Source organism: Ensifer sp. Root31, from assembly GCF_001424825.1.
Lineage (GTDB): Bacteria > Pseudomonadota > Alphaproteobacteria > Rhizobiales > Rhizobiaceae > Ensifer > Ensifer canadensis.
Window position 1 is genome coordinate 121,376 of record NZ_LMCO01000066.1, and the last position, 25,871, is coordinate 147,246.

The following is a 25,871-nucleotide window of genomic DNA, read 5'->3' on the forward strand; positions in this document are numbered from 1 at the left end:
CCTCGGCTCAGGCCGCGTGGCGGTCGGGATAATCCGGGCCGGGTTCACCCCGCCCAGTCATCAACACGATGTCCCGGTAGCCGGCCTCGCCGAAGCCGGTCAGGACTTCAATGATTCTCTCTTCGCTAACCGCCGGCGCCGACAGGATGATTTCCGCGCCGTCGCGGCGGGCAATCTTGTCGACGGCTCCCTCGTCGGCCGGTCCGCATTCGACCAGCACCAGATCATAGGCATTGGTCAACGCATCGATGATCATCTGCAGGCGCTCGATGCCGCGCATTGCGAGCCGCGGATCGGCATCGCCTTGCGGAATGATGTGCGCGTCGGAGAACCGATCGGCATGAATGGTTTCGGTGAACGCCACCTCGCCGGCCAGCAAGTTGGTGATGCCAGGCAGTTGCGCCGAACGCGCCATCAGGCGGGTCGGGCAGGCCGAACCTGTGAGGTCGATCAACACGACCTTGCGATCTTCCTCCGCGATCAGACGCGCCAGCATCACCGTCGCCGTCGACCCCTCGTCGCCACCGGGCGAAACAGAGATTGCGATCCGCACTGCGTTTTCACGCAGGTGATCGGCAACCGCCTCGATCGAGAAATCCGGTTCGGCCGTCTCGCCGCTCGGGTCGTCGACAACATCGTCCGTCTCGTCCTCGGCCAGTGGCGCCAACGGTGGCAGATCGATGGCGTCGTTCAATGCAGGCGAGATGTTGAGCTTCTTCTCATCGAAACCATCAGCAGCAGCGACGGCGGCAATGGCCGGCCGCGAACGTGCCGGCGGCCGCTCGGCACCGACTGACACCGGCCGCAGTGCACGACCGCTGAACAACTCCCCGAGCATGATGATGATGCAGCTCAGAAGAAAGGTCGCAAGTGCCGCAACGATGGTGATCGGCATCACCTTCGGGAAGCTGGCGCCGGTGGGGACGACCGCGCTTGAAATGACACGCGCATCGGCGGGCGTTGCATTCTCGACCGTGCGCGACGTCGCTTCGCGATAGCGCGCCAGATAGGTCTCGAGCAGTTGCCGTTGGGCGGTCGCCTCGCGCTCGAGTGCACGCAGGCCCACCTCTTCCTCGCCGGCCTGGGCCGATTTGGCCTTGAGCGCGTTGAGCTGCTGCGTCAGCTGTTGCTCGCGCAACTCGCCGACCTTCGCCTCGTTTTCCAGACTGCTGAGGATCTTGCGGGTTTCTGAGCGGATCTGCGCCCTGATACCTTCGACCTGCGATTTCAGGGCCTTCAGCCGCGGATGGCCGTCCAGAAGCGTGGTCGAAAGGTCAGCCACCTGCCCTTGCAGGTTTGCTTCCGTCTCCTTGAGGCGCTGTATCATCGGCGAACCAACGACGTCGGCGATGGTATCAGCCTCGCGGCCGCTCGCCAGCGCCGCCCGCACACCTTCGGCGCGCGCCTCGGCATTAGCCCGCTCGCCACGCACGCGGGTCAGCTCGGTCGAGATATCCGTGAGTTGCCGGGTTGCGAAATTCGTGGTCTCGCCGGTTGGCAACAGATCGGACGACGAACGATAGGCCGCCACCTTGGCTTCGGCATCCCGCACCTTCTCGCGCAGATTGGCGATCTCCGGCTCAAGCCAACGGCTGGCTTCAGAATTGGTGTCGAGCTTCGCGCCGCTTTGCAGCGAAAGGAATACCTTTGCCATCTCGTTCGGGATCGCAGCCGCCAACTGTCGATCCTTCGAGGTAAAGGCGATCGCGATCACGCGCGACTTCTCGACCTGATAGACCTGCAGTTTCGATGTGAACTCCTTCAGCACCCGCTCTTCGGGCGGCATTTCCAGTGGGTTCTTCTTCAGGCCCAGCATGACCATCAGGTCGGAAACCGCCGAAGGTGCGGCCGAAGGATCAAACTCCTTCTGCTCGTGTAGCTTCATGTTGCGCGCGACCTGCTTGATCAGGTCGGCCGAACGCAGCACCTGAACCTGGCTCAGAATGCCGGATTCGTCGAAGACGCGGTCGGACCCTGTCTGCGCGTTCTGGTTGGAGCCGCTGAATTCAGGCTCCCGCGATTCGATGAGGACGCGCGTCTCGCTCTGATAGTCCGGTGCGATCATCTTCGCGGCGCCGAAAGCGAGCGCTGCAACACACGCAGTGGCGAGCAATACCTTGACGCGTCGATCCCACACGGCGCGGAACAGCCCGCCGAGATCGATATCCACATCCTGTTGTCCGCTGCCGTTTCCCGACATGCTTCTGGCTCCGAACCTTAAAATCTCGCCGGAAGGTAAATGAACATGGTAACGCAAGGGTTAATGGCTGCTCAACCTCTGGGCGATTTCGCCCCTCCTCTGCCGCAGGTCCCCCGTTGAAAATTCTACCGCGAGTTTACCAGCTATTAACCCTAACGGATCGATAACGGCGAGAGAGGTGGTCGTTTCCGGAGCCGAAGAGCAGCATGTCAACCGCAGGTATGAAGACGGGTCTCGCTATTACGGTGGCAGCACTGTCGATGTTGCTCGGCGGCTGCACAAGCTATCAGCCGGCACCCAAAGCGTTCAGCGAAGCAACGATCCAGCCCTATCGGCTGGACAGCGGCGACCGGCTGCGCATCAACGTATTCGAGCAGGCAGGCCTAAGTGGTACCTACACGGTCGATCAGGCAGGCTATGTTGCCTTTCCGCTGATCGGCACCGTCGCCTCGCGCGGCCACACGCTGCCCGAACTCGAAGGCATGATCGCCGCAAAGTTGAAACAGGGCTATCTGCGCGATCCGGATGTCACCATCGAAGTCGATCGCTATCGCTCGGTCTTCATCATGGGCGAAGTCGGCCAGGCAGGACAATATGCCTATGTGCCGGGAATGACGATACAGAACGCGATTGCGGTTGCCGGCGGCTTCTCGCCGCGGGCCAACCAGGCCAGCGCCGACGTCACGCGTAAAATCAACGGCCGGATCATCACCGGTCGCGTGCCGATTACCGATGCCGTACTGGCTGGCGATACGATTTACATTCGCGAACGGCTGTTCTGATCTCGATGCAGCCGCAGCGTCCCTTGCGCATCATTCACTGCTTCAGATCGCCCGTCGGTGGTATTTTCCGCCATGTGCGCGAGCTGGCGGAGGCGCACGCGGCGGCGGGTCATGAGGTCGGCATCCTCTGCGACAGTACCACTGGCGGATCCTATGAGGATTCGCTCTTCGACGGAATCCGGCCCTATCTGGCGCTGGGCCTCGTCCGCATGCCGATCCATCGCTCGATCGGCCCAAGGGATTTTGCCGCGCTCTGGCGCTGTTACAAGGAAATCAGAAGTTTGCAACCGGATGTGCTGCATGGGCACGGCGCCAAAGGTGGCGCCATAGCCCGCCTCATCGGTTCAGCCTTGCGGGTCAACAGGTATCGCGTAGCCCGCCTCTATTCCCCGCACGGTGGCAGTCTCCACTACAGCCCGAAGTCGTTTGTCGGGCGGATCGTCTTCCCGCTGGAGCGGCTTCAGGAACGCCTGACCGACGCGCTCGTCTTCGTCTGCGACTTCGAGCGCCAGACTTATTTTTCCAAGGTCGGCGAGCCGCGCGAGCACTACGAGCTGATCTACAACGGCATCGACGATCGCGAGTTCGAGGCCGTAGAGGCGCGGCCGGATGCGGTCGACTTCCTCTATATCGGCATGATGCGGGACCTGAAGGGTCCCGATCTTTTTGTGGATGCCTTTGCCCGCACGGAACGGCTTGTCGGGCGGCCGCTCTCGGCGTTGATGGTCGGCGACGGCCCACAGCAGCAAGAATACCGCGACCTCACGTTCGAGCAGGGCCTCGGGCGACGGATCACCATGCGCCCTGCCATGAACGCCCGCGAAGCCTTTTCGCTGGCACGAAACATCGTCATTCCATCCCGGGCAGAATCCATGCCCTATATCGTGCTCGAGGCGCTCGCGGCGCAAAAGCCGGTGATTGCCAGCCGCGTCGGCGGCATACCGGAAATCCTCGGCAAGCACAGCGCAGCTCTTGCCGAAGCGGCAGACGCGCAGTCACTTGCCACGATCATGGCTTCTGCAATCGTCGAGAAGGACTGGTCCGCGCGCGTGATGCCCGACCCGAAGACATTCAAGTCCCGCTTCGCGGCCTCGGTCATGACGGCGGAGGTGCTGCGGCTCTACCGGGATTTGTGCCGGGACCAATCGGCTCCGATAAGGCCTCAGGTTGCAACGTAAGCGTTTCTTAGTGGCTTTCTGCTATCCCGTGCGGACTTCAGTGCCGGAAGGAAGCCATGAACGAGTTTAAGCGGTCGGAAGCCTTCGACCCCGAAGCGCTTCGCAAGAAGATTTCGGAGATCCGTACCCGTGCGCCGGACGAAAAAGCCGGTGACGAACCGTCGACGGAACTCAACCCCCTCGCCCGACAGATTGCCGAACAATTCCGCGCAGACACCTATTCGCCCGCCATGATCATGGGCCTGATGCGTCTTTTCGAGTTCTGCGCACTGTTCGCCATCGGCTATGCCATCAATGCGCTTTATGTGCAGCCCGGCTTCGATCAGCTGCCGCTTTACCTGACGATCCTCGTTGGTGGCTCCGCACTAGCCGTTGCCGCGATGCAGATCGCCGACACCTACCAGGTCCCTGCTCTTCGCGCCTGGTTGCGCTTTACTCCGCGTATCCTCGCCTCTTGGGCGATCGCATTCGGCGGCATTGCCATCGCGCTTTTCTTTCTAAAGTCCGGTCATCAATATTCGCGTGTGTGGTTCGGCGGCTGGTTCGTCGCCGGTGCGCTCTTCCTCGTGGCAGAACGCGCATTCATTGCCTATTCCATCCGGCATTGGGCCCGCAACGGAACGATGGAGCGTCGTGCCGTCGTCGTCGGCGGCGGCCAGCCGGCCAAGGATCTGATCCGCACACTCGAACATCAGACCGACAACGACATCAGGATCTGTGGCATCTTCGACGATCGCGACGAACGTCGGTCTCCGAATGTCATCGCCGGCTACCCCAAGCTCGGAACGGTCGACGAGCTGGTGGAATTCGCGCGCCTGGCGCGCATCGACATGTTGATCATCTCGCTGCCGTTGACGGCGGAGAAACGCATCCTGCAGCTCCTGAAGAAGCTCTGGATACTGCCGGTCGACATCCGTCTTGCAGCGCACGCCAACAACCTGCGCTTCCGGCCGCGCAGTTATTCCCACGTCGGTGAAGTGCCGATGCTGGATATCTTCGACAAACCCATCGCAGACTGGGATTCCGTCGCCAAGCGTGGCTTCGACATCTTCTTCAGCATCGTCGCCCTGGTGTTGTTGTGGCCGGTGATGCTGGGGGCTGCGATCGCGGTCAAAGCCACCTCGCCCGGCCCCATCATCTTCAAGCAGAAGCGCCACGGTTTCAACAACGAGACCATCGAGGTCTACAAGTTCCGCTCGATGTACACGCATTTGAGCGACCCGAGCGCCCGCAACGCTGTGACGAAGGGCGACCCCCGCGTCACGCCGGTTGGGCGTTTCATCCGCAAGTCCTCGATCGACGAACTGCCGCAGATCTTCAACGTGCTCAAGGGCGAGCTCTCGCTCGTCGGCCCGCGCCCGCATGCCGTGCTAGCGCAGACGCAGAACCGCACCTATTCCGACGTCGTCGAAGGCTATTTCGCCCGTCACCGCGTCAAGCCCGGGGTCACCGGCTGGGCGCAGATCAACGGCTGGCGCGGCGAGATCGACAGTGACGACAAGATCCGCCTGCGCACGGCCTTCGACCTCCACTACATCGAGAACTGGTCGCTGCTCTTCGACCTGAAGATCCTGTTCCTGACACCGTTCCGGCTGCTCAACACGGAAAATGCCTATTGAGCACCGTCGACACACCACCGCCGATCGTCTTTAGACCCCAGCTCGCCGCGCTTTCGCTCTTCGGCTCATGGCTGGTTGCGCTTGTGGTGTTTCTGTCGGGTTTCGTGATTGCCGAACCAGCGCCCTACGAGCTATTCCTGGTGGTCCTCATTGGGCTCTGGGCGCTCTTCGGCCTGAAAATCTCGCGCTATGTCGCGCCGCTTCTTACTCTGCTCACCCTGTTCATGATCGGCGGGATCCTGTCGCTGATGACGATGGTCGACCTGACCAAGGGGCCGATGTACATGGCGGTCTCCGGATTTCTGGCGCTGTCGGCGGTCTTTTACGCCGCCATCATCGAGGATCGCTATCAGCGGCTCCGGCTGATCTTCAACGCCTGGGTCACGGCTGCCGTCCTGACCGCCCTGCTTGGTATTCTCGGCTACTTCGGCGCAATCCCGGGCGCTGAAAACTTCACACTCTACGACCGGGCCAAAGGCGCCTTCCAGGACCCGAACGTGTTCGGCCCATTCCTGTCGGTTCCCGCACTCTATCTAATCCACGGGTTGTTGACGCAGCCGATCCACAAGGCCCCGCCCAAGATCGCCGCGCTTCTGGTGCTGGCGCTCGGCGTGTTCCTGTCGTTCTCGCGTGCTGCATGGGCGCTCAACCTTTTCTGCGTGGTTGCCTTCGTCTTCGTGATGCTGCTCAAGGAGCGCAACGGCCTCTTCCGCCTGCGCATCCTCGTCGTCGCCCTGGTCGGCGGTGTCTTTGTTGTCGGCGCCCTGCTGGCCGCGCTGCAATCGGAGCAGGTGGCAACGCTCTTTTCCAGCCGCTCGCAGCTCGTGCAGGACTATGACGGCGGCCACCTCGGCCGCTTCGACCGTCACCGCATCGGTTTCCTGATGTCGATGGAGAAACCGCTCGGCATCGGTCCGATGGTCTTCAGCACGATCTTTCCCGAGGACGAACATAACGTCTGGCTGAAGTCGCTGACATCCTACGGCTGGCTCGGTTTCGTCAGCTACGTCACGCTTATCATCTGGACGCTGTCGCTCGGTTTCCGCTTCCTGCTGCTCGAGCGCCCCTGGCAGGTTTATCTGATGATCGCCTGGGTCGCGCTGATCGGTCATGTGGGCGTCGGCAATGTCATCGATACCGATCACTGGCGTCATTTCTACATGCTTCTCGGCATCATCTGGGGATGTGCCGCCCTCGAATACCGCCATCGTCGAACAATGCGGGCCGGATGGCAGCAATGAACATGGAATATCCTTTGCCAAATCGCCCCGCCGCCGCGCCGCTGCGCCTGCTCGAAGTCCTCGAGCCGAGCGGTGGCGGATCGGGCCGGCATTTCATCGATCTCTGCCGCGGCATGCATCTCCGCGGGCATCACGTCGAGGCGGTCTACTCACCGGTGCGAGCCGAGGAAAGTTTCGTGCGCGAGCTGAAGGCTATTGGCCTTCCCGCTGTTCACGCCGTCGACATGAAGCGTGCCCCAGGGCCCACCGACATCCCAGCCTTCCTGACGCTGCGTCGTATTATGCGCGATCATGGCCCTTTCGATATCGTTCACGGCCACAGCTCCAAGGCCGGAGCGTTGACGCGCCTGCGCTTGCCCGGTCGCCATTTGCCGCGCATCTACACGCCGCACGCTTTCCGTACGCTGGATCCGACACTGGGACGCGGCGGCAGGCTGATCTATGGCGCGATCGAATGGGGTCTCGCCTGGTTCTATACCGACCATCTCATCTGTGTGTCCGACGACGAGCGCTCCCACGCCGTTTCGCTATACATGCCGGAGGAGCGGATGTCGGTGATCGTCAATGGCGTTGCTCCGCCCTCACGGGATATGGCAACGACCATAAGGGCTAGTTTCGGCATTGCGCCGAACGCATTTGTCTTCGGGTTCATCGGCCGGCTGACCGCGCAGAAGGCACCCGAACGGCTCGTTGCCGCCTTTAAGAACATCGCCGCGACGGTGAAAGACAGTCATCTCGTCATGGTTGGCGCCGGCGAGCTCGAAGGCACGGTTCGCACCGCCATTTCCGAGAGCGGCCTACAGAACCGGATGCATCTGACATCCGCATTCACAGGTCCGCAAGCGGCCCCTGCCTTCGATGTGCTGGTCATGCCGAGCCGCTACGAGGCGATGTCCTACGTCATGCTGGAGGGGGCGGCGGCCGGAAAGCCGATCATTGCCAGCGATATCGGCGGCGCACGAACCGTGATCGAGGATGGTCACAACGGCTTCATCGTGCAGAATACCGACGATATCTCGGAGCTTGCCAAGACTATGGCTGCGTCCGCTACGCCAGCCACCTTCAGGAAGCTCGCGGCGGCAGCCGACAGCCTCAAGGAGCGCTTCACGCTCGACGCGATGCTCGACCAAACCGAGATGCTCTATTGGAAGCTGGCGGAACGACGACGTATCAGGGTAACCGCCTGATTACATAACACGGTTTTGGGACGACGACCTGCATGACGACATGTAGGCATACCGCAAACATTGCGAAACCGTAGCTTTTCATCTAAGTCGAAATAATATCTGGAAGCTATACTGGGGCGGGAATGGCCGAAATCAACTATCCCTTCAGGGCTCAAGCCGACGCGACTTCGATCGCTGACAGGGGGGTACTGGAGCGTCTCTCCACTTGGTATGAAACGCTGAAGGTCGAACGGCGCGAACGGCGCAAAGCGACATCCGTTAGCCTGCGTTGCGTCAGTCATCACGGCCAAACGTCACTATATCCCGACGAACTTCCGCTTGTTTTCCTGACGCACAACGACGCAAAGCTGGTTCCCGCATTCCTTTCGCACTATCGGCAGCTAGGTGTAACGCGCTTCATTTGCGTGGACGACGTCTCCACGGACGGAACAAGAGAATTCCTCCTCAAACAGGACGATGTGGACCTGTGGGTTTCGCCTGTCCGCTACAAGGACGCACGCCGCGGCCGAGCATGGCGCGAGACACTTTTGGGCCTCTATGGCGGCCCAAGGTGGTACGTCAATGTCGATTCCGATGAATTCCTCGTCTATGACGGGTTCGAAACCAGGACACTCTGGTCTGTTATACACTGTCTTGAAAAGGCAGGCGCGCTGAGACTGCCGGCGCCCATGCTCGATATGTATCCCATCGACCTATCTAAAGCGGACGCCAATCTGCTGAGCTCGCGCGCGCCTTGGGAAATCGCGGACCACCTCGATAGCTCCGGGTACACGCTGTCTACAACCAAACGGGCGATTTCAATCAAGGGCGGAGCGCGCAAACGAGAATTCGACGCAGACCTCGAACTCATCAAGTACCCCCTGATATACTGGGACGATGACTGTCGCTTCGGCCCCAGCATACATCAACCGCTTCCATATCGGAGAAACTTCGCGAGCATGATGGGCGCCCTGCTCCACTTCAAGTTTTTCTCAGACTACGAGAAGGAAATAACGGAGGCTGCACGCGACGGGCAATATTTCGACAATGCGGCTGCGTATTCGAAGATGACGGATGTCATCGCGAAAAAAGGGACGCTGCAGCTACAGTCCGACGACTCATTGAAGTTTACCGGCTCGCAGCAGTTGCTCGACCTTGGCTTCATTACGCCAATTGCTCCAACTGAGCCCAGACGGTAACACGTGTAGCCATGCCTGAAAAATCCAAGATCGTCGTCGTCTTTCCGGTCCACAACGGCGCAAAAACGCTTGAGCGAAGTCTGCAGAGCATTGCGGACCAATCCCTGTCCGATTTCAGGGCACTTATCCTGGAAAATGGCTCGACCGACGACACCTTAGAGATCGCCAGAGCATTTTGCGCAAGGGATCCGCGATTTTCCGTTATTCAGAACGCCAATTTTCTGAGCGCGCTCGAGCAATTTGCCAAGGCGTTCAGAATAGGCGCATGCGAAGGCGAATACTTCTGCCTTCGCGCGTGCGACGACACGTCAACACCCGACTTCCTGCAGGAACTCGTCGCATCGCTGGATGCGGATCCAAGTAAAATGCTGGCCGTGGGCAACGTCGAGCGCGTCGACGGCACAAAAGTAAAACACGCCAAGCCGAACCAGGACATTTTCCGTTTCAAGGAACGCTACGTACGCGGCCGAGCCCCGCGGAATCTCATGTATCCGTCCGAGTGGATCTACGGCGTCTTCCGGTCTGCTGCAGCCGACGAGATCGTTCTCAAGCGGTGGCACGAAGGCGCGGTCTGGGCGCTCAGCTCCTATGTCGTCACGGAGTTCGTCGTTCGCGACCTCGTCGCCTACACCGACGGCCCTGTCTACGAATTCACCGAGGGATCCGGTTCGGACAAAAAATACATGGTGACATCCATCACAGCAAAAATTCGAGCTCGCTGGCAATACACGATCGGCTGCTACAAGCTCAAAGACAAGCTTCCTCCCGCATCCCTCTACAGCCGATTGATGCTATTCCGCATGTGCTGGAACGATGCCAGGCGTAAGACCAGGTATCGGATTTTCGGCCTCTGACGCTCAGACGGGTGAGTTGGCGGCGCCGTATAGCCGCCTAGTTGGCGACAACGGAAAATCAACAAACGAAGGAATTTATCAATCACCCCTTGGGGGCTTGGTGATTGAAATGGTCGGAGCGGCGGGATTCGAACCCACGACCCCTTGACCCCCAGTCAAGTGCGCTACCGGGCTGCGCTACGCTCCGGACCGAGGAAATCCCTATATTCTCAACGCTTAGAGCGCAAGCGGGAATTTCGGGCCCGGCAGGAAAAAGGAACAAACGGCGTGGATAAGTGGAAAATGGGACGAGAAGTCCCACAGGTCAAAACTTTGCGATTGTCGGTCTAGAATACACTCCATGTGAACGCGGCGGTCACTGCCGGCAACGGTTGTCGCCACACCGCCGCTTCGCCCCTCCCTTCACAGGGCTGGCAACCCAGCTAGGCCCGTCTTTCTGCAGCGCAAACGAGCGATTGGTCTCCCGCAGAATTAAGCCGTTGACTTCTGACCAGCATCAGAACATTTGTAGAACAAATTGGAGGCTTTGCCATGTCAGAGAAATTTATCATCATGCCCTTTAAACGCGTTCGCGGTGGGCTCGCGCCCGGCGAGATGCGTGCCGCCACGACCGCGGCTGGGGCAGAGAAGGTTGCGGCGGCTATGGCGCCGAGGCATGTCGGCGTCGCCGCCTATGCTGTCCAGGTGGACGAAGAAAGCGGCGACATGAGTAGCCCTCGCCTATTGGTCCAGTTCGGCGAGATTGCGGATCTGAACGCTGCCTGACATGCAGGACCGCTTTCCGCCTATCCGCGATCTTCCAGAACCATCAGGACCTCGCGCAAAATAGCTCAGGCCCTGGGGTCCCTTTGCGATCAGCTCTCGCTCTCAGGCGAACGCCGACGGGTGTACGTCGAATGAGTCACGGCTAAAGGCCCGCCGCAGCCCCCTTGAATCACCGTCAATTTAAGGAGTTGTGCAGTCCATCAAAGGACACCCAAAGAACACCCTTAGCGCGCACCTGCATCGGTGAAGTGATTCGACTATGCGACAGGATCGAGGCGTGCTTCATCAGCTCGGGACCGGCGTAGTTGCCGCAATCCTCCGGCGTGACCTGCACAGCCCCTCTACTTTCGCGGCCTGCGCCTCTGCCTCGCCGACGCGCAACCTTCGCTGCCGAATCAGCAGGCGCCAGTTACCGCGCCTGATCAAGCAAACGCTTGCATTCCAGGAGATCGTAAAGCGCCTCTTGAAGCAGCGCCCGATCTTCCTTGCCGACGGAGGAGGACTTGCCGAGAGAGATTTCCGGAACGTCGTCATTGCCGCCGCCGAAGGAGAAAAAGCGGCGGCTGGCTGGCGCCTTGGCGCGACCGACGATCTGATCCTCGTCGGACAAGCCGGCCTTCGGCGGTAGCGGCTCCTCGTTGCTCGAGGCGGCCAGGGCCTCAACCGTCGCCAGATCGCCGCTGGCGATCGCCGCCACGAATTTGTTGCCGTTGGCCTTCAGCAGCTTCTGCACGCCTTTGATCGTGTAGCCATGATCATAGAGCAGGTGACGGATGCCCTTCAGCAGGTCGACATCTTCAGGGCGATAATAACGCCGGCCGCCACCACGCTTCATCGGCTTGATCTGCTGGAAGCGTGTTTCCCAGAAGCGCAGGACGTGCTGCGGCAGATCGAGATCGTCGGCGACCTCGCTGATGGTGCGAAAAGCGTCGGGGCTTTTTTCCATTTCGTTCCCATTCCATGTCATGCGACTCAGGGCAAGCCTAAGCGCAATGAACCGATGTCGTGCGATGATCGCACGAATCGGCTCCATTTCAACGGCTTATGGATGGGTTTTCAACCACATTGTGGTTGCCGACCTCCGCTTACGATACGGGAGAGGCCGGCTTCAGCTTGGCCTTGCGGCTCAGATGCGATTTCAACACCCGCTGCTTCAGGACGTTAGACGCCTTGAAGGTCATCACCCGCCGCGGCGAAATCGGCACTTCCTCACCGGTCTTCGGGTTGCGGCCGATGCGCTCGTTCTTATCGCGAACTTGAAAGGTCGCGAAGGAGGATAGTTTCACACTCTCGCCACGCACGATTGCGTTGCATATTTCGTCAATGACGGTTTCCACCAACTCGGCAGACTCTGTACGAGACAGACCCACCTTGCGAAAAACCGACTCAGCCAAGTCTGCTCGTGTTACTGTTTTTCCGCTCATCTTCCCCCACCGATGTCTGGCACGCCGATCAGCGACCGAAGACTATTGCCCTTGCCTTTTGCGGTCAAGCGCCTGCGTTGCCTCAGCATTTTTTACCAGCGTATCAGAACGGAGCCCCATGTGAAGCCACCCCCCATGGCTTCAAGCAGAACGAGATCGCCCTTCTTGATCCGGCCGTCCGCCGCCGCGGTGTTCAGAGCCAGCGGAATGGACGCGGCAGAGGTGTTGCCATGGAGATCGACTGTTACCACAACCTTATCGAGCGGGATGCCGAGCTTCTTGGCCGAACCATCGATGATACGGCGGTTGGCCTGGTGCGGCACGAGCCAATCGATGTCTTCCGCCGTCGTTCCCGTGGCCTCGAAGGCGGCCTCGATCACGTCGGTGATCATGCCGACGGCATGCTTGAAGACTTCGCGGCCTTCCATCTTGAGATGGCCGACGGTACCCGTTGTCGATGGTCCGCCATCGACATAAAGCTTTTCGCGATGCGCACCATCGGAGCGCAACTTGGCAGTGAGCACGCCGCGATCGGCAATCGTGCCCTCGCCTTTCTGGGCTTCCAGGATGATCGCGCCAGCGCCATCGCCGAAGAGCACGCAGGTCGTGCGATCGGACCAATCGAGAATGCGTGAGAACGTCTCGGCACCGATCACCAGAACACGCCTTGCCAGCCCACCACGGATATAGGCGTCCGCCGTCGTTACCGCGTAGATGAAGCCCGAACAGACCGCCTGCAGATCGAAGGCCGCGCCATGGTGCATGCCGAGCCGGTTCTGAATGTTGACCGCAGTTGCCGGAAAGGTGTTGTCTGGCGTTGACGTCGCCAGAATGATCAGGTCGAGATCAGCCGCCGTCAGCCCGGCATTGTCCAGTGCTGCGCGTGCAGCGGCCTCGCCAAGCGACGCCGTGGTTTCGCCTTCGCCGGCGATGTAGCGCTGGCGGATGCCGGTGCGCTGCACGATCCACTCGTCTGACGTATCGACCTTGGATTCCAGCTCCTGATTGGTGACAATGCGCTTCGGCAACGCTGCACCGAAGCCGCGAACGACGGAACGGATCATTTATTCAAACCTCATCATTCATGCCGGCGGGAAGCGCGCTCGGCGGCTCGGCGCCATGGTACTTCGCCAGATCGATCTCGATCTTCGCCTTCAGGCCATTTTTCACCATGTCATAGCCGACGTCGATAGCGGCCGCAAAGCCCTCGCCATCGGCGCCACCATGGCTCTTGATCACGACACCATTGAGGCCGAGAAAGACGCCGCCATTAACCTTGCGCGGGTCCATTTTTTCGCGCAGGCGGTCGAAGGCACCTTTGGCCAGGATGTAGCCGATCTTGGCCATCAGCGTGCGCGACATGGCCGCGCGGAGATATTCGGCGATCTGTCGCGCCGTTCCTTCGGCGGCCTTGAGCGCGATATTGCCGGAGAAGCCCTCGGTGACAACTACGTCGACGGTGCCGCGTCCGATATCGTCGCCTTCGACGAAACCGTAATAATCGAAGCCTTCGATATTGGCGTCACGGATGAGGCGCCCGGCTTCCTTGACTTCTTCCTGGCCCTTGATTTCTTCGACGCCGACATTGAGCAGGCCGACGGTCGGGCGTTCTATCTCGAACAACGCTCGTGCCATGGCGCCGCCCATCAGCGCGAAATCCATGAGCTGCTGCGCATCGGCACCGATGGTGGCGCCGACGTCGAGCACGATGCTCTCGCCCTTGAGCGTCGGCCAGATCGCGGCGATCGCCGGGCGCTGGATGCCCCGCATCGTGCGCAGGCAGAAGACCGACATGGCCATCAGCGCGCCGGTATTGCCGGCCGAGACGACGACGTCGGCCTCACCGGCGTTGATCGCATCGATCGCCCGCCACATGCTCGACTTGCCGCGGCCGCGCCTCAGCGCCTGGCTCGGCTTCTCATCCATGGCGACTGCGATCTCGCAATCGTGGAAGGTGCTATTGGCCTTGAGCTTGGGGTGTTTGGCCAAGATATCAGCGCATTGCGCTTCTATGCCGAACAGGACAAACCTTATGTCCGGATGACGTTCAAGCGCCCGTGCGGCGCCCGGGATGACGACTTCAGGACCATGGTCGCCGCCCATCACGTCAAGAGAAATTCTGACCACGCGTGTCTTATCCTTTTTTCCTGCCACACAACACGTGCTGCCGTGGCGCACGCTTTCGAACGCAACGACGATACATATTGCTTCTGACGCTTGAGCCAGGCACGCGGCAGGTCGCTGCGGCGGCTCATTTGGCCGGAGTCGGGCCAAAATACTGCTTTTCGCCCGCGTGACAACCGAATTGTAGGGGAGGCTTTGGCGGCCTCAGTCCTTTTTCCAGTCCTTCAGCGCTGCAAACGGGTTCGGCTTCTCGTCGTCGGCCGCCGTGCTTTCGATGCGCGCACCGAAAGTCACGCCCGGTTTGCGCGGATAAGGTTCGATCGCCAGCGCCACATGCTCGCTGACGACGACGCCGGCATCGATCGTGTCGCCGGTAAAGGTATCGGGGATATCGGGGCCGTCGGGGCTGAGGATCATCTCACCGCCATCATTGCTGGCCTGGCGGGCGAGCCTCGATCCTTCCGGTACGAGGATAGAATCGATGGATTCCTTGATATCGGCCTCGACTGGCTCGAGGGTCACGACGCAGGACTGCACGATCCGAGCGGTAACGTCACCCTTGATCTTGACACCGTCCTTCTTCCAGCGCGCGATCTGCAGATCCGCTGAAAGCGACAGGACTTCGCGCACATCCCAGAGTTCGGCAAGCGCTTGCCGTTCGCTCTCGTTTGCCGAGAGCCGCACGGTCACGGCATTGGCCGAGATATGCCCGACCTTCACCGGGTAGGAGAATGCCGGTCGGCTATCGTCTTTCATGATCAGATCCTTCCTCGCGCGGGCGCCGTTGCCGGCACGCTCTTCGCGGATAGTGCCGCACGCCAGGTTCAAGGGCGCACGGGCATCGATGGCGTCTCTTACTCTCCGGCGGTGGGGATGCGCAACTGGCCGGTTTCGACGCGCTCTTCCGGTTCAGTCGCGAGCCGCTCCTCGACAGAGAGGAGATAGGCAGCCAGGCCATCCATCCCCGGCTCACCCTGATCGCCCTTCGGATAGAAGTTACGCTTCAGCGCCGCAGCAAGCGAGGACGCATCTCGACCTTCGAGTGCCGCCGCATAGGATTCGAGCCGGCCATAGAACATTCCGGCCAGCTTCTTCATCTTCTTCGGCACGCCGGCATCACCGACGCCAAGCTCGCGGATCGAATGGTCGACATCCTCGAAGAAGGCGTCGACGATCTCCTGAGCGATCTCCTGGCCGGCGCGCGCCGACCCGCGCGTGCGCCGGAAATAAAGGATCAGCACGGCCGACAGCATCTCGAAACGCCCCATCACCGTGTCGGGCACGTCGAGGTCCGTATAGAGGTGCGGCTGACGTGCCGCCGCGGTCAACAATGCATATTGCCGTTCGACAATCGCAATATTGCCGCTTTTTCTTTTGAACAGTCCAAAAATCATCACAAAGCCCAGCTTTGGCTTTCTCGAAATGCGCGCAAGCGCCCATGACGTTGTTGCATGATAGCCGAAGCTGGTTTACCGAAGCATGCACGAATTGCAATGGCGGATATGCCATCGTTACTCCAAAGGGAGCTGTCGTTGACGAAGCGGTTTTTCAGAACAAATTTGAAGGTCCTAGGCCGAGTTGCGGCCGTAGCGACTGTTAGCACCATTGCTCTCTCCGCCTGCCAGTCCGCTAATGTCGGTGAAGTTCTCCACCAGGGTTATGTGGTTGACCAGGAAACGCTAAATCTCGTTCCGGTCGGTTCCAGCCGTGAACAGGTCATGCTTTCGCTCGGCACACCGTCGACGACCGCGACCTTCGACAACGAGGTATTCTACTACATCTCGCAGACCCGCAAACGGCCTGTCGCGTTCATGAAGCCGCAGCTCGTCGACCAGTCGATTCTTGCCGTCTATTTCGACAAGGAAGGCACGGTCAGCCAGCTCGCGCACTACACGCTCAAGGACGGCAAGGTCTTCGACATGCTGACGCGTACGACGCCGACCGGCGGCAAGGAAACGAGCTTCCTCGGCCAGTTGCTGACCGGCCCCGGCGCCGGACAGGCTGCAGCGCGAAGCCTGTTCAAGGACTTCGGCAACTAAGTTCACCCGATCGCAAAGAAAAGGCCCGCGGAACGATGTTCCGCGGGCCTTTTGCGTTTTGGGGATAGGATCAGGCAAGGACTGCCAGAAGCAGCAACGCCACGATGTTGGTGATCTTGATTGCCGGGTTCACCGCGGGGCCTGCCGTATCCTTGTAGGGATCGCCGACAGTATCACCGGTCACCGACGCCTTGTGCGCTTCGGAGCCCTTGAGGTGCCGAGTGCCGTTCTTGTCGACGAAACCGTCCTCAAAGCTCTTCTTGGCGTTGTCCCAGGCGCCGCCGCCCGAGGTCATCGAGATCGCCACGAACAGGCCATTGACGATCACGCCAAGCAACGACGCGCCAAGTGCCGCGAAAGCGGATGCCTTCGAGCCGGACAGCAACAGCACGCCGAAATAGACGACGAGCGGCGCCAGAACCGGCAGCAGCGACGGAACGATCATTTCGCGGATCGCCGCCTTGGTGAGCAGGTCGACCGCGCGACCATAGTCCGGCTTTTCCGTGCCGGCCATGATACCCGGCTTTTCGCGGAACTGGCGGCGCACTTCCTCGACGATCGAACCTGCCGCACGCCCGACGGCCGTCATCGCGATGCCGCCGAAGAGATAGGGAATGAGGCCGCCGAAGATCAGTCCGGCAACGACATAGGGGTTCGAGAGATCGAAGGAGATCTGACCGACATCAGCGAAGTACGGATATTTGTCGCCATTGGCGGCAAAGTAGCTGAGGTCGTTGGCGTAGGCCGCAAACAGAACCAGCGCGCCGAGCCCGGCCGAGCCAATGGCATAGCCCTTGGTTACGGCCTTCGTCGTATTGCCGACGGCATCGAGCGCGTCGGTAGACTTGCGCACTTCCGGCGGCAGATGCGACATCTCCGCGATGCCGCCCGCATTGTCCGTCACCGGACCGAAGGCGTCGAGTGCAACGATCATACCGGCAATGCCAAGCATCGCGGTTACGGCAATCCCGGTGCCGAACAGGCCGGCCAGTTGGTAGGTCGAAATGATGCCCCCGACAATGACAATCGCCGGCAATGCCGTCGATTCCAGCGAGACTGCAAGGCCCTGGATGACGTTCGTGCCGTGACCGGTGACCGACGCCTGCGCGATGGAGTTCACCGGGCGCTTGTTGGTGCCAGTGTAGTATTCGGTGATGACCACGATTAATGCGGTGACCACGAGGCCGAGGATACCGCACAGGAACAGGTTCCAGCCGGTAATATCCTGGCCCGCGACGGTGCCGATCGAACCCCAGCCGATCGTCAGCGATGTGGCCGCACCCAGGCCGACGATCGACAGCGCACCCGTCACGATCAGGCCGCGGTAGAGAGCGCCCATGATCGAGTTGTTGCTGCCGAGCTTGACGAAGAAGGTGCCGATGATCGAGGTGATGATGCAGGTCGCGCAAATCGCCAGGGGGTAAGCCATCACGGTCGAGAGCACTGGCGTGCCGGCAAAGAAGATTGAAGCCAGCACCATGGTTGCGACCACCGAGACAGCGTAGGTTTCGAACAGGTCGGCCGCCATGCCCGCGCAGTCGCCGACATTATCGCCGACGTTGTCGGCAATCGTCGCAGGGTTGCGCGGATCATCTTCCGGGATTCCGGCTTCCACCTTACCGACGAGGTCGCCGCCGACATCAGCACCCTTGGTAAAGATGCCGCCGCCGAGACGGGCAAAGATCGAGATCAGCGATGCGCCGAAGCCGAGCGCCACCAGCGCGTCGATCACTTCACGCGAACCGGGCTCGTGACCCAGACCTGCTGTCAGGATGAGGTAATAGACCGATACGCCGAGCAGGGCGAGGCCTGCGACGAGAAGGCCGGTGATCGCGCCGGATTTGAAGGCAATATCGAGGCCGGATGCGAGGCTGACCGAAGCCGCCTGCGCGGTGCGCACGTTTGCGCGAACGGAAATGTGCATGCCGATGAAACCGGCAGCGCCCGAAAGCACTGCCCCAACGAGAAAGCCGAACGCGGCTGCGGAAGAAAGTAGAACCCAGGCGCCGATGAAAACGACGACGCCGACGATGGCAATGGTTCTGTACTGACGTGTGAGATAGGCCTGCGCCCCCTCACGAATGTAGCCTGCGATTTCTTGCATGCGGGCGTTCCCCTGGTCGGCGGCAAGCACCGACCGTGTTGCCCAGATGGCATAAGCCACCGCGAGCAACCCGCATGCGATAACGCCCAACAAAATGGTCATTTCGCATTACCCTCCGTTTCAACCCGCGGACTCACTCCCGGCCGCAGGCCCCTCAAATCCGCGAATCACGCACCACCTCCTCAAGCAGCACCCCTCACGGCGCGGCCAGAGTGCGGTTGCAACGAAAGATCGTCAAGCCCCGGAAAACTAACTACCGGCGGACCTTTGCGAACGGAAGATTTTGGAGAAAAGCGGTGGCTCAGGCCGCAACGCTGGGACGAGTACGCATCAGCAAGAAGAGCAGAAGAAGGCAGACTGATGTCACCGGCCAGACGACGGCGTTCAGCATATCCCAGCCATAGACCGAGAGAACCTTGCCAGAGGCAAAGGACGAGAGCGCGACGGTGGTAAAGAGGATGATGTCGTGGAAGGCCTGCACCTTGTCGGCCTCTTGTGGGCGATAACTGCCGGCAACAATGGCGGTCGAGCCGATGAAACCGAAATTCCAGCCCAGACCGAGAAGCACCAGAGCGCCCCAGAAGTTCCAGAGTTCCAGACCCATGTGGGCGACGGCCGCGCAGGCCATGAGCAGCAGCAGCCCGCAGGCGACGATGCGCTCGGCGCCGAAGCGTGTGATCAGCCACCCCGTAAAGAAGCTGGGCGCAAACATTGCGAGCACGTGCCACTGGATGCCGAGCGTGGCAAGCTCGGTGGAAAAGCCGCAGCCGACGACCATGGCGACCGGTGCACCGGTCATCATGAATGTCATCAGCGCGTAGCTGGATATGCCGCAGACCATGCCGGTGATGAAGCGTTGGTTGCGAACGATCTCACTGAGCGAGCGGGCGGCCTGGCCATGATGCTCGCTAGCCACGGTCCCCTGCTCCGGCAGACGCAATGGCGCGAAGAAGAATGCGGCCAGCAGGCAGACCGGCAGCAAGGCGATGAAGGCCCCGACAAAGGCAACGGGCGCGAAGAGATCACCGGCGAAAATGACGATCTGTGGGCCGAGAATCGCGGAAACGATGCCGCCGCCCAGGATCCACGATATCGCCTTCGGTTTGTAGAAGGACGGCGCAGCATCGGCGGCCGCGAAGCGCAGCTTTTGTGTAAACCCGTTGGAGGAGCCGAGAATGGCAAGACCGAAGGCAAAGAGCCAGAAGCTCTCGCGGAACAGCGCAACCGCGGCGATTGCGGCGCCTACCGACGCAATCCCGGTGCCGACCATGAAGGCGAAGCGTCGGCCGATGAGGCGCGAGAGCGTTGCCACGAGAATGACACCGAGCGCCATGCCGACGTTGTAGGCAGTCAGAGGTGCTGTCGCCAGCGACTTGTCGTCTGCCAGCAATTGATAGCCGGCAACGCCGCCGACGGCAAAACAGATCGGGCCGACGACGCCAAGGATCGCCTGCGCCGCCGTTAGAAGGAAAACGTTGCGGCGCGCTTCGCGAAGGGCAGAGCCCATATCATCGACGGCAGCCGCAACCATGGCCGCGCTACTTCTTGGGTTCGCCGCGAACCTGCCGGGCAATTCGGTCAAGAACGGCGTTCACCAGCTTCGGCTCGTCGTCTCCGAAGAAAGCCTTGGCAATTTCGACATATTCGGTGACGATCACCGCAACAGGCACGTCCTTGCGCTCCAGCATCTCGAATGTCCCGGCGCGCAAGATGGCACGAACGGTGGAATCGAGCCGCGACAGCGCCCAGTCGTCCTGCAATGCCGAGCCGATCAGCGGGTCGAGCTTGCGCTGATCGCGCACGACGCCTGCAACGATCGAGCGGAACCAGGACGCATCAGCCTTCAGATAGGTATCGCCGTCCAGTTCCTGGCCGAGGCGGTGCATTTCGTATTCAGCGACGACTTCGAGCACGCCGGTGCCGCCGATATCCATCTGGTAGAGCGCCTGCACGGCCGCGAGACGCGCCGCGCCGCGTTGGTTAGCCTGTTTCAACGGCTGATCCGAGGGGGTGTTCGTCACTGTTCCGTGCCCAATTTGTTCTTCAGTTCAATCATCGTCAACGCAGCGCGCGCTGCAAAGCCGCCCTTGTCGCCTTCCGACCGGCGCGCCCGCGCCCAGGCCTGATCATCATTTTCGACCGTCAGGATGCCGTTGCCGATGGCAAGGCTTTCGCTGACGGCGAGGTCCATGATCGCACGCGAGGATTCGTTCGCGACGATATCGAAATGATAGGTCTCGCCGCGAATGACCATGCCGAGCGCGACGAAGCCGTCGTAGCCCGTGCCGCCGTCGTCCGCGCCATCGAGCGCCATGGCGATTGCCGGCGGGATTTCGAGTGCGCCGGGAACTGTCACGATATCATAGGTCGCGCCGGCTGCATCCAGCGCATGTTTGGCGCCATCGAGCAACGCGTCGGCCATATCGTCATAGAAGCGTGCTTCCACAATCAGGATGTGGGCAGCCTTGGTCTTCGCCATGGGTCACCTGTCTTGAGATTTCTGCGCCGGTGCGACCGGCTGAGGCGGCGGTCAAACCATGACCGGCGTCGAATGGCAAGCAAATTCCGCTCTCGGCGCCCTTTTGCCGCGTCGCACGCCGGTAGCGCCCTGCCCGCTCCAGATGGGGCGGTACGCTTGTGTCACGCTTGAGGGGGTAGCCAGGCGTTGCCGACAATGACAATAATCAAACCTTACACAACGCCTGGCCGGAGAGAAAGCCGGCCCGGACAATGGAAGTCGAGCGAAGGTTGTCCCTAATGCATGATGTCGATCCGTCGATATCTATTCGTCTGCCCAGTATGCCTCAGGCCGTCGTCTTCGACATGGACGGCCTGCTCTTCGATACCGAGGCACTCTATCGCGACGCGATGCTTACGACTGCGCAGGCGCTCGGGCAGATCATGCCGCTGTCGCTTTATCTCGCGACCATAGGGCTTTCCGGCGAAGCGACGCGACAATCACTCAGCAGACATTTCGGAGCAGACTTCGATCTCGACGGGTTTTGGCGGCAGGCGTCCGCCACCTTCCATACCCTGACAACGACCGAACTGCGGTTGAAGCCGGGTGTGGTCGAACTCATCGACCTATTGGAAGACCTCGGCATTCCCTTTGCGATCGCCACATCGTCAGAGCATCACGATGTCGAGCGAAACCTCGGCCTTCATGGATTGTTCGACCGCTTCCCTGTCGTCGTCGCTCACGGCGACTACCAACTGGGCAAGCCGCATCCCGAACCTTTCCTGACGGCTGCTCGGCGGCTCGATGTCCCGCCCGAGCTTTGCCTTGCGCTTGAGGACAGCCATAACGGCGTGCGCTCGGCATCATCGGCCGGCATGATGACGATCATGGTGCCGGATCTGCTGGCGGCAACGGAAGAGATCCGCAGCCTTTGCGTCAATGTCGCCGCCCACCTCGGCCAGGTTCACCACGCGCTCCTCAACCATTCGCGAGGCGCCCATGCCCCTGCCTGAAGACAGAATTGCCACGCGCCTTTCTTCACGTTTCGAATGCAAATTTTCCCGTAAGAACGAATGGCCGCCGCCGGACACCTGACCGATTGTCGGCAGACCAAAAATCAAGCGCGACACGGAGGAGCCACTAAGGTCGCCCCGTGCGACGCCGATAGCGCCAGGGAGGAATACATGGCGGACACCAACAAACCCATCATCAACCCGAGGGATCTTGCCCTCGACCATTGGTCGGAAGGCACGTTTTTCGAGTCACGCGACGCGTCTTTCGGCGGCCGGCTGGGGCTGAAAGACCTAGGCATCGGCTATGGCGAAGTGCCACCGGGCAAATCCGGTTGCCCGTTCCACAACCATCATGTGGAAGAGGAACTGTTCGTCATCCTCGAAGGCGAAGGCACCTATCGGTTCGGCGCCGAGCGCTACGCTGTCGGGCCTGGGGACATCCTGGGCGCACCTGCCGGCGGCCCCGAGACGGCACACCACCTGATCAACACCGGAACCGTGCCGCTCAAATATCTCTCCATCTCGACGATGGCCGCAACCGAGATCTGCGAATACCCGGATTCCGGAAAGTTTCACGCCAGGACGCGCACGGCCGGCGGCGAACGCCGGTTCCAGTTCACCGGCAGGCCTGAAAGTGCCGTCGACTACTGGGACGGCGAGCCCGGCATCTGATCCCCTTTCCAAACCAATAGCAGTGGATAAAACATGCACAGTGTTCCTATCATCGAGACCGAACGCCTGGTCCTGCGTCCCTATCGACGTGACGACTTCACGGCCTATGCCGCCCTGTTTGCCGACAGTGAGGTAACGCGTTTCGTCGGCGGCGTTCCCTACACGCGAGAGCAGTCCTGGACGCGGTTCCTGCGCCAGGTCGGCATGTGGCACTATTTCGGCTTCGGCTTCTTCGCCATCCAGGATCGAGCGACCGGCACCTTTCTCGGAGAAGCGGGTTTTCATGACGTTCATCGGCTGATCACGCCATCGCTCGAAGGAACCATGGAAACCGGATGGGCGCTTTCGCCCAAGGCACATGGCCAGGGGCTTGCAACCGAGGCTGTTACCGCCGCGCTCGAATGGGCCGACCGACAGTTTCCGAAGTTGCGGAAGACCTGCATCATCGATGTCGGCAACAATGCTTCGATCCGCGTCGCAGAAAAGCATGGCTTTAAGGAATTCTGGCGCACGTCCTATCACGGAACCCATGTGATCATGTTTGAACGGCAACGACCGCTTGCTGGTGCCACGGCCCATTTGGGGCAAATGCCTGCGAATTTGGCAACGTAAACAATCCTGAATTGCCAAACGCCTAGATCGCAAGTAAGGTTGCTGGGCCTCGGGTGGAGGCGAATTATAACCTTAGGCAACACCACCTGATCAGTCGACGTCCAACAAATTTCGCTGCGGGTAAGTCACCCGTAATACAGCCCGCTGGCGACTGCCATGCGCATCCCCAGCAGGCCCGCCAGAAACCCGCACTGGGTAATATGTTCGGGTATCAGGTTACCGGTTACTGCGCCGCAAACAACCAGGGAGCATGACCATGAATCGCATTGCCAAGCTATCAATCATTGCTGCTTTCTCTTCCCTCGCCTTCGCAGCTATCCCCCACGCTCAAGACGCCAAAATGGAATGGCCGGCTGAAATCGAGAAGACGGTGCAAGAGTTCAAGGGAGACAACTTCACCATCGTCGATGTCGGTACGCTGAGCGAACAAGATCAGACACGCATGTGGATCGAGCATGCGACGCCAGAACAGCGCGCCGCCTTGCAAGCGGCGGTCAACAGCAACGCTGGATTAGCCGCCGCGCTGAAGGCCAAGAACGTCGAAATGGGCAATATAGCGGGCGCTGTGCAGAGTGCCAACGGAAGCCTCACCCTATACGTGCGTTGAACCGCGCGCGGTCAACCTAAAAAGGTGCACCATCTCCACATTCGAGGTGGTGCACCTTGTCGGGTCTCGGCGGCTGCGATCGCCTATTCAGCCTTCGGCGCGGGAAACTCCGCAAGGCGGGCGGCGTAGCGCGCCATCGTATCGACTTCGAAATTGACGAAATCGCCAGCCTGGCGTTCGCCCCAGGTCGTCACCTCAAGCGAATGCCGGATCAGCAGCACGTCGAACTCGGCGCCATCGACCTTGTTGACTGTAAGCGACGTGCCGTCCAGTGCGACGGACCCCTTGGGCGCAACGAACTTGGCCAGATGCGCTGGTGCACGCAACCGGAACCGGACAGCATCACCTTCAGATTCGATCGAGAGAATCTCGGCCTTGTCGTCGATATGACCGGAAACGAGATGGCCGCCGAGTTCATCGCCGATCTTCAGTGACCGCTCGAGATTGATGCGTGTGCCCTTCTTCCAGCCGGCTATGGTCGTCAGCCGCAACGCCTCCTCCCATGCCTCGACCTCGAACCAGCGCTCGTTGCTGCCACCATCAGGCAAAGCCGTGACCGTCAGGCAAACGCCGGAATGGGCGATGGACGCCCCCATGTCGATGGTCTTCGGATCGTAATTGGTGGCGACGCGCAGCTTCACGCCTTCCTTCAGCGGCGTAACGGCGTCAACGGTACCGATATCAGTGACAATGCCTGTGAACATCAGTTCTCTCTTTCGTATTCTTCGAAAAGGTCGTCGCCGTATCGTGCGGAATTGACGAGCGTGAAGCCGGCAGGAACGGACTTCCGATCAAATGGGGACGCGATACCGTTTTCGCCAATCTGTTGCGGACCGGTATAGATCTGGATGCGATCGACGAGGCCACTCTCCAGGAAAGCACGAGCGGCAACGGCACCACCCTCGACGAGCAGCGAGGAAATGCCGCGAGAACCGAGCGCTGTCAGCAGATCGGCGACCGATCCGGTTTCCAGCACCTCGACACCGGCGGCCTCCAACGCCGCGCGGCGGCCAGCCCGGTCGCCAGCCGGCTCCAGTTCCGGTTGCCCCGACGGCTCGCCGGAGACGACAATCAGCGGGACATCGCGTGCTGAGCGCACGAGCTTCGATCCGGGAGAAAGGTCCAAGCGTCGATCGAGAACGATGCGGACGGGCGAGCGGTCTTCAAGTCCGGGAAGACGCACGGTCAATTCCGGATCGTCGGCGGTCGCCGTACCGATGCCCACCAGGATCGCGTCGCTTTGCGCCCTGAGGATCTGAACCTGCGCCCTGGAAATCGGACCGGTAATACGGACCTGTCCAGCCCCTTTGCGGCCGATCATGCCGTCGGCAGAAATGGCAAGCTTGAGAGTCACATGCGGACGTTTGCTGACCTGCCGCATGAGATAGGCTTCGAGCGCGCGATGCCCCTCCTCCGGCAGTAGGCCGATATCGACCGTGATTCCAGCATCGCGCAAACGCACGACGCCGCGGCCGGCAACGCGTTCATCGGGGTCGAGGATCGAGATGACGACACGGGCAACGCCGGCGGCGACAAGCGCATCGGCGCAGGGCGGCGTCTTGCCGTGATGCGAGCACGGTTCGAGGGTGACATAGGCGGTCGCGCGCCGCGCCCGTTCTCTGGCTTCGGCAAGCGCCTGGGCTTCCGCATGCGGACGACCGCTGCTGGCGGTTACCGCCCGTCCGACGACAATGCCATCCTTCACGATCAGGCAGGCGACCGATGGGTTTGTGGATGTCTGTCCGAGATGATGGCGTGCCAGCCGCAGCGCCGCCGCCATAAACCTCTCGTCCTCACGGGTGGGATTGGCCATG

General features: G+C 60.7%; 26 protein-coding genes and 1 tRNA gene. 13 read left to right on the forward strand and 14 right to left on the reverse strand.

All coding sequences use genetic code 11. From position 1 onward, the window contains the following. Nucleotides 1-7: 7 nt before the first annotated feature. The gene (locus ASD00_RS34875) at nucleotides 8-2,200 is read right to left on the reverse strand and encodes an exopolysaccharide transport family protein (protein ID WP_057211434.1); all 2,193 of its coding nucleotides are present in this window, start codon (nucleotides 2,198-2,200) and stop codon (nucleotides 8-10) included. Between the two features lie 206 nt (nucleotides 2,201-2,406). Here ASD00_RS34875 and ASD00_RS34880 point away from each other — a divergent pair, with 206 nt between their 5' ends. From ASD00_RS34880 to ASD00_RS34910, 7 genes are all read left to right on the forward strand, one after another. Further along, nucleotides 2,407-2,982, forward strand: a complete 576-nt coding sequence (locus ASD00_RS34880; RefSeq protein ID WP_025426545.1) for a polysaccharide biosynthesis/export family protein — start codon at nucleotides 2,407-2,409, stop codon at nucleotides 2,980-2,982. Nucleotides 2,983-2,987: 5 nt separating this feature from the next. Then, nucleotides 2,988-4,160 (forward strand): glycosyltransferase family 4 protein, encoded by a 1,173-nt coding sequence (locus ASD00_RS34885; protein ID WP_057211435.1) that lies wholly within the window; start codon nucleotides 2,988-2,990, stop codon nucleotides 4,158-4,160. 56 nt (nucleotides 4,161-4,216) lie between these two features. Further along, nucleotides 4,217-5,779 (forward strand): undecaprenyl-phosphate glucose phosphotransferase, encoded by a 1,563-nt coding sequence (locus tag ASD00_RS34890; protein WP_057211436.1) that lies wholly within the window; start codon nucleotides 4,217-4,219, stop codon nucleotides 5,777-5,779. Then, nucleotides 5,776-7,020 carry an O-antigen ligase family protein gene (locus ASD00_RS34895; RefSeq protein ID WP_025426542.1) on the forward strand — a complete coding sequence of 415 codons (1,245 nt, stop codon included), beginning with the start codon at nucleotides 5,776-5,778 and terminating at the stop codon, nucleotides 7,018-7,020. The genes ASD00_RS34890 and ASD00_RS34895 overlap by 4 nt, the downstream gene beginning before the upstream one ends. Beyond that, nucleotides 7,017-8,207, forward strand: a complete 1,191-nt coding sequence (locus ASD00_RS34900) for a glycosyltransferase (protein ID WP_225906178.1) — start codon at nucleotides 7,017-7,019, stop codon at nucleotides 8,205-8,207. The genes ASD00_RS34895 and ASD00_RS34900 overlap by 4 nt, the downstream gene beginning before the upstream one ends. A 122-nt stretch (nucleotides 8,208-8,329) precedes the next feature. Further along, on the forward strand, nucleotides 8,330-9,385 hold the full coding sequence (locus tag ASD00_RS34905) for a glycosyltransferase family 2 protein (protein WP_081788848.1): 1,056 nt from the start codon (nucleotides 8,330-8,332) through the stop codon (nucleotides 9,383-9,385). A gap of 11 nt (nucleotides 9,386-9,396) precedes the next feature. After that, a complete protein-coding gene (locus tag ASD00_RS34910) occupies nucleotides 9,397-10,239 on the forward strand; it encodes a glycosyltransferase family 2 protein (protein ID WP_025426539.1) in 843 nt (280 codons plus the stop codon). A 110-nt stretch (nucleotides 10,240-10,349) separates the two neighbouring features. Here the strand turns inward: ASD00_RS34910 and ASD00_RS34915 are convergent. After that, a tRNA-Pro gene (locus ASD00_RS34915) sits at nucleotides 10,350-10,426 on the reverse strand. A gap of 344 nt (nucleotides 10,427-10,770) precedes the next feature. On the opposite strand from ASD00_RS34915, the gene ASD00_RS34920 reads away from it, so the two are divergent. Further along, nucleotides 10,771-11,004 (forward strand): hypothetical protein, encoded by a 234-nt coding sequence (locus ASD00_RS34920; RefSeq protein ID WP_025426538.1) that lies wholly within the window; start codon nucleotides 10,771-10,773, stop codon nucleotides 11,002-11,004. A gap of 409 nt (nucleotides 11,005-11,413) precedes the next feature. Here ASD00_RS34920 and ASD00_RS34925 read toward each other — a convergent pair whose 3' ends face one another. The 6 genes from ASD00_RS34925 to ASD00_RS34950 form a co-directional block, all read right to left on the reverse strand. Next, nucleotides 11,414-11,950, reverse strand: a complete 537-nt coding sequence (locus tag ASD00_RS34925; protein ID WP_025426537.1) for a MerR family transcriptional regulator — start codon at nucleotides 11,948-11,950, stop codon at nucleotides 11,414-11,416. A 139-nt stretch (nucleotides 11,951-12,089) separates the two neighbouring features. Next, entirely contained in the window at nucleotides 12,090-12,428 is a 339-nt protein-coding gene (locus ASD00_RS34930; RefSeq protein ID WP_025426536.1) for an integration host factor subunit alpha, read from the reverse strand. A 92-nt stretch (nucleotides 12,429-12,520) separates the two neighbouring features. Then, entirely contained in the window at nucleotides 12,521-13,492 is a 972-nt protein-coding gene (locus ASD00_RS34935) for a beta-ketoacyl-ACP synthase III (protein ID WP_057211437.1), read from the reverse strand. Between the two features lie 4 nt (nucleotides 13,493-13,496). Continuing rightward, on the reverse strand, nucleotides 13,497-14,555 hold the full coding sequence (gene plsX, locus ASD00_RS34940) for a phosphate acyltransferase PlsX (protein WP_057211438.1): 1,059 nt from the start codon (nucleotides 14,553-14,555) through the stop codon (nucleotides 13,497-13,499). Nucleotides 14,556-14,756: 201 nt separating this feature from the next. Then, nucleotides 14,757-15,308: a DUF177 domain-containing protein gene (locus tag ASD00_RS34945; protein WP_025426533.1), complete on the reverse strand. Its 552-nt coding sequence runs from the start codon at nucleotides 15,306-15,308 to the stop codon at nucleotides 14,757-14,759. A gap of 98 nt (nucleotides 15,309-15,406) precedes the next feature. Then, nucleotides 15,407-15,946 carry a ubiquinol-cytochrome C chaperone family protein gene (locus ASD00_RS34950; RefSeq protein WP_025426532.1) on the reverse strand — a complete coding sequence of 180 codons (540 nt, stop codon included), beginning with the start codon at nucleotides 15,944-15,946 and terminating at the stop codon, nucleotides 15,407-15,409. Between the two features lie 138 nt (nucleotides 15,947-16,084). On the opposite strand from ASD00_RS34950, the gene ASD00_RS34955 reads away from it, so the two are divergent. Then, nucleotides 16,085-16,591, forward strand: a complete 507-nt coding sequence (locus ASD00_RS34955; protein ID WP_025426531.1) for an outer membrane protein assembly factor BamE — start codon at nucleotides 16,085-16,087, stop codon at nucleotides 16,589-16,591. A 70-nt stretch (nucleotides 16,592-16,661) separates the two neighbouring features. On the opposite strand, the gene ASD00_RS34960 is transcribed toward ASD00_RS34955, so the two are convergent. The 4 genes from ASD00_RS34960 to ribH all read right to left on the reverse strand — a co-directional run bounded on the left by ASD00_RS34960 (nucleotide 16,662) and on the right by ribH (nucleotide 21,174). Further along, nucleotides 16,662-18,797 (reverse strand): sodium-translocating pyrophosphatase, encoded by a 2,136-nt coding sequence (locus ASD00_RS34960; RefSeq protein WP_025426530.1) that lies wholly within the window; start codon nucleotides 18,795-18,797, stop codon nucleotides 16,662-16,664. 199 nt (nucleotides 18,798-18,996) lie between these two features. Beyond that, nucleotides 18,997-20,202 (reverse strand): MFS transporter, encoded by a 1,206-nt coding sequence (locus ASD00_RS34965; RefSeq protein ID WP_038576864.1) that lies wholly within the window; start codon nucleotides 20,200-20,202, stop codon nucleotides 18,997-18,999. 31 nt (nucleotides 20,203-20,233) lie between these two features. Further along, complete coding sequence (gene nusB / locus ASD00_RS34970) at nucleotides 20,234-20,716, reverse strand: transcription antitermination factor NusB (RefSeq protein WP_025426528.1); 483 nt, start codon at nucleotides 20,714-20,716, stop codon at nucleotides 20,234-20,236. Then, nucleotides 20,713-21,174, reverse strand: coding sequence for a 6,7-dimethyl-8-ribityllumazine synthase (ribH, locus tag ASD00_RS34975; RefSeq protein ID WP_025426527.1), 462 nt, complete (start codon nucleotides 21,172-21,174; stop codon nucleotides 20,713-20,715). Before ribH ends, nusB begins: the two co-directional genes overlap by 4 nt. 278 nt (nucleotides 21,175-21,452) lie before the next feature. Here ribH and ASD00_RS34980 point away from each other — a divergent pair, with 278 nt between their 5' ends. The 4 genes from ASD00_RS34980 (at nucleotide 21,453) to ASD00_RS34995 (ending at nucleotide 24,057) form a co-directional block, all read left to right on the forward strand. After that, nucleotides 21,453-22,166 (forward strand): HAD family phosphatase, encoded by a 714-nt coding sequence (locus ASD00_RS34980; RefSeq protein WP_057211439.1) that lies wholly within the window; start codon nucleotides 21,453-21,455, stop codon nucleotides 22,164-22,166. Nucleotides 22,167-22,337: 171 nt separating this feature from the next. After that, nucleotides 22,338-22,838, forward strand: coding sequence for a cupin domain-containing protein (locus ASD00_RS34985; RefSeq protein ID WP_025426525.1), 501 nt, complete (start codon nucleotides 22,338-22,340; stop codon nucleotides 22,836-22,838). Nucleotides 22,839-22,871: 33 nt separating this feature from the next. Continuing rightward, nucleotides 22,872-23,450, forward strand: coding sequence for a GNAT family N-acetyltransferase (locus ASD00_RS34990; protein ID WP_025426524.1), 579 nt, complete (start codon nucleotides 22,872-22,874; stop codon nucleotides 23,448-23,450). 256 nt (nucleotides 23,451-23,706) lie between these two features. Then, complete coding sequence (locus tag ASD00_RS34995; protein ID WP_025426523.1) at nucleotides 23,707-24,057, forward strand: hypothetical protein; 351 nt, start codon at nucleotides 23,707-23,709, stop codon at nucleotides 24,055-24,057. A gap of 83 nt (nucleotides 24,058-24,140) precedes the next feature. Here the strand turns inward: ASD00_RS34995 and ASD00_RS35000 are convergent, their stop codons facing one another. Then, a complete protein-coding gene (locus ASD00_RS35000; protein ID WP_025426522.1) occupies nucleotides 24,141-24,761 on the reverse strand; it encodes a riboflavin synthase in 621 nt (206 codons plus the stop codon). Further along, nucleotides 24,761-25,870: a bifunctional diaminohydroxyphosphoribosylaminopyrimidine deaminase/5-amino-6-(5-phosphoribosylamino)uracil reductase RibD gene (gene ribD, locus ASD00_RS35005; RefSeq protein WP_025426521.1), complete on the reverse strand. Its 1,110-nt coding sequence runs from the start codon at nucleotides 25,868-25,870 to the stop codon at nucleotides 24,761-24,763. Before ribD ends, ASD00_RS35000 begins: the two co-directional genes overlap by 1 nt. Nucleotide 25,871 lies beyond the last annotated feature (1 nt).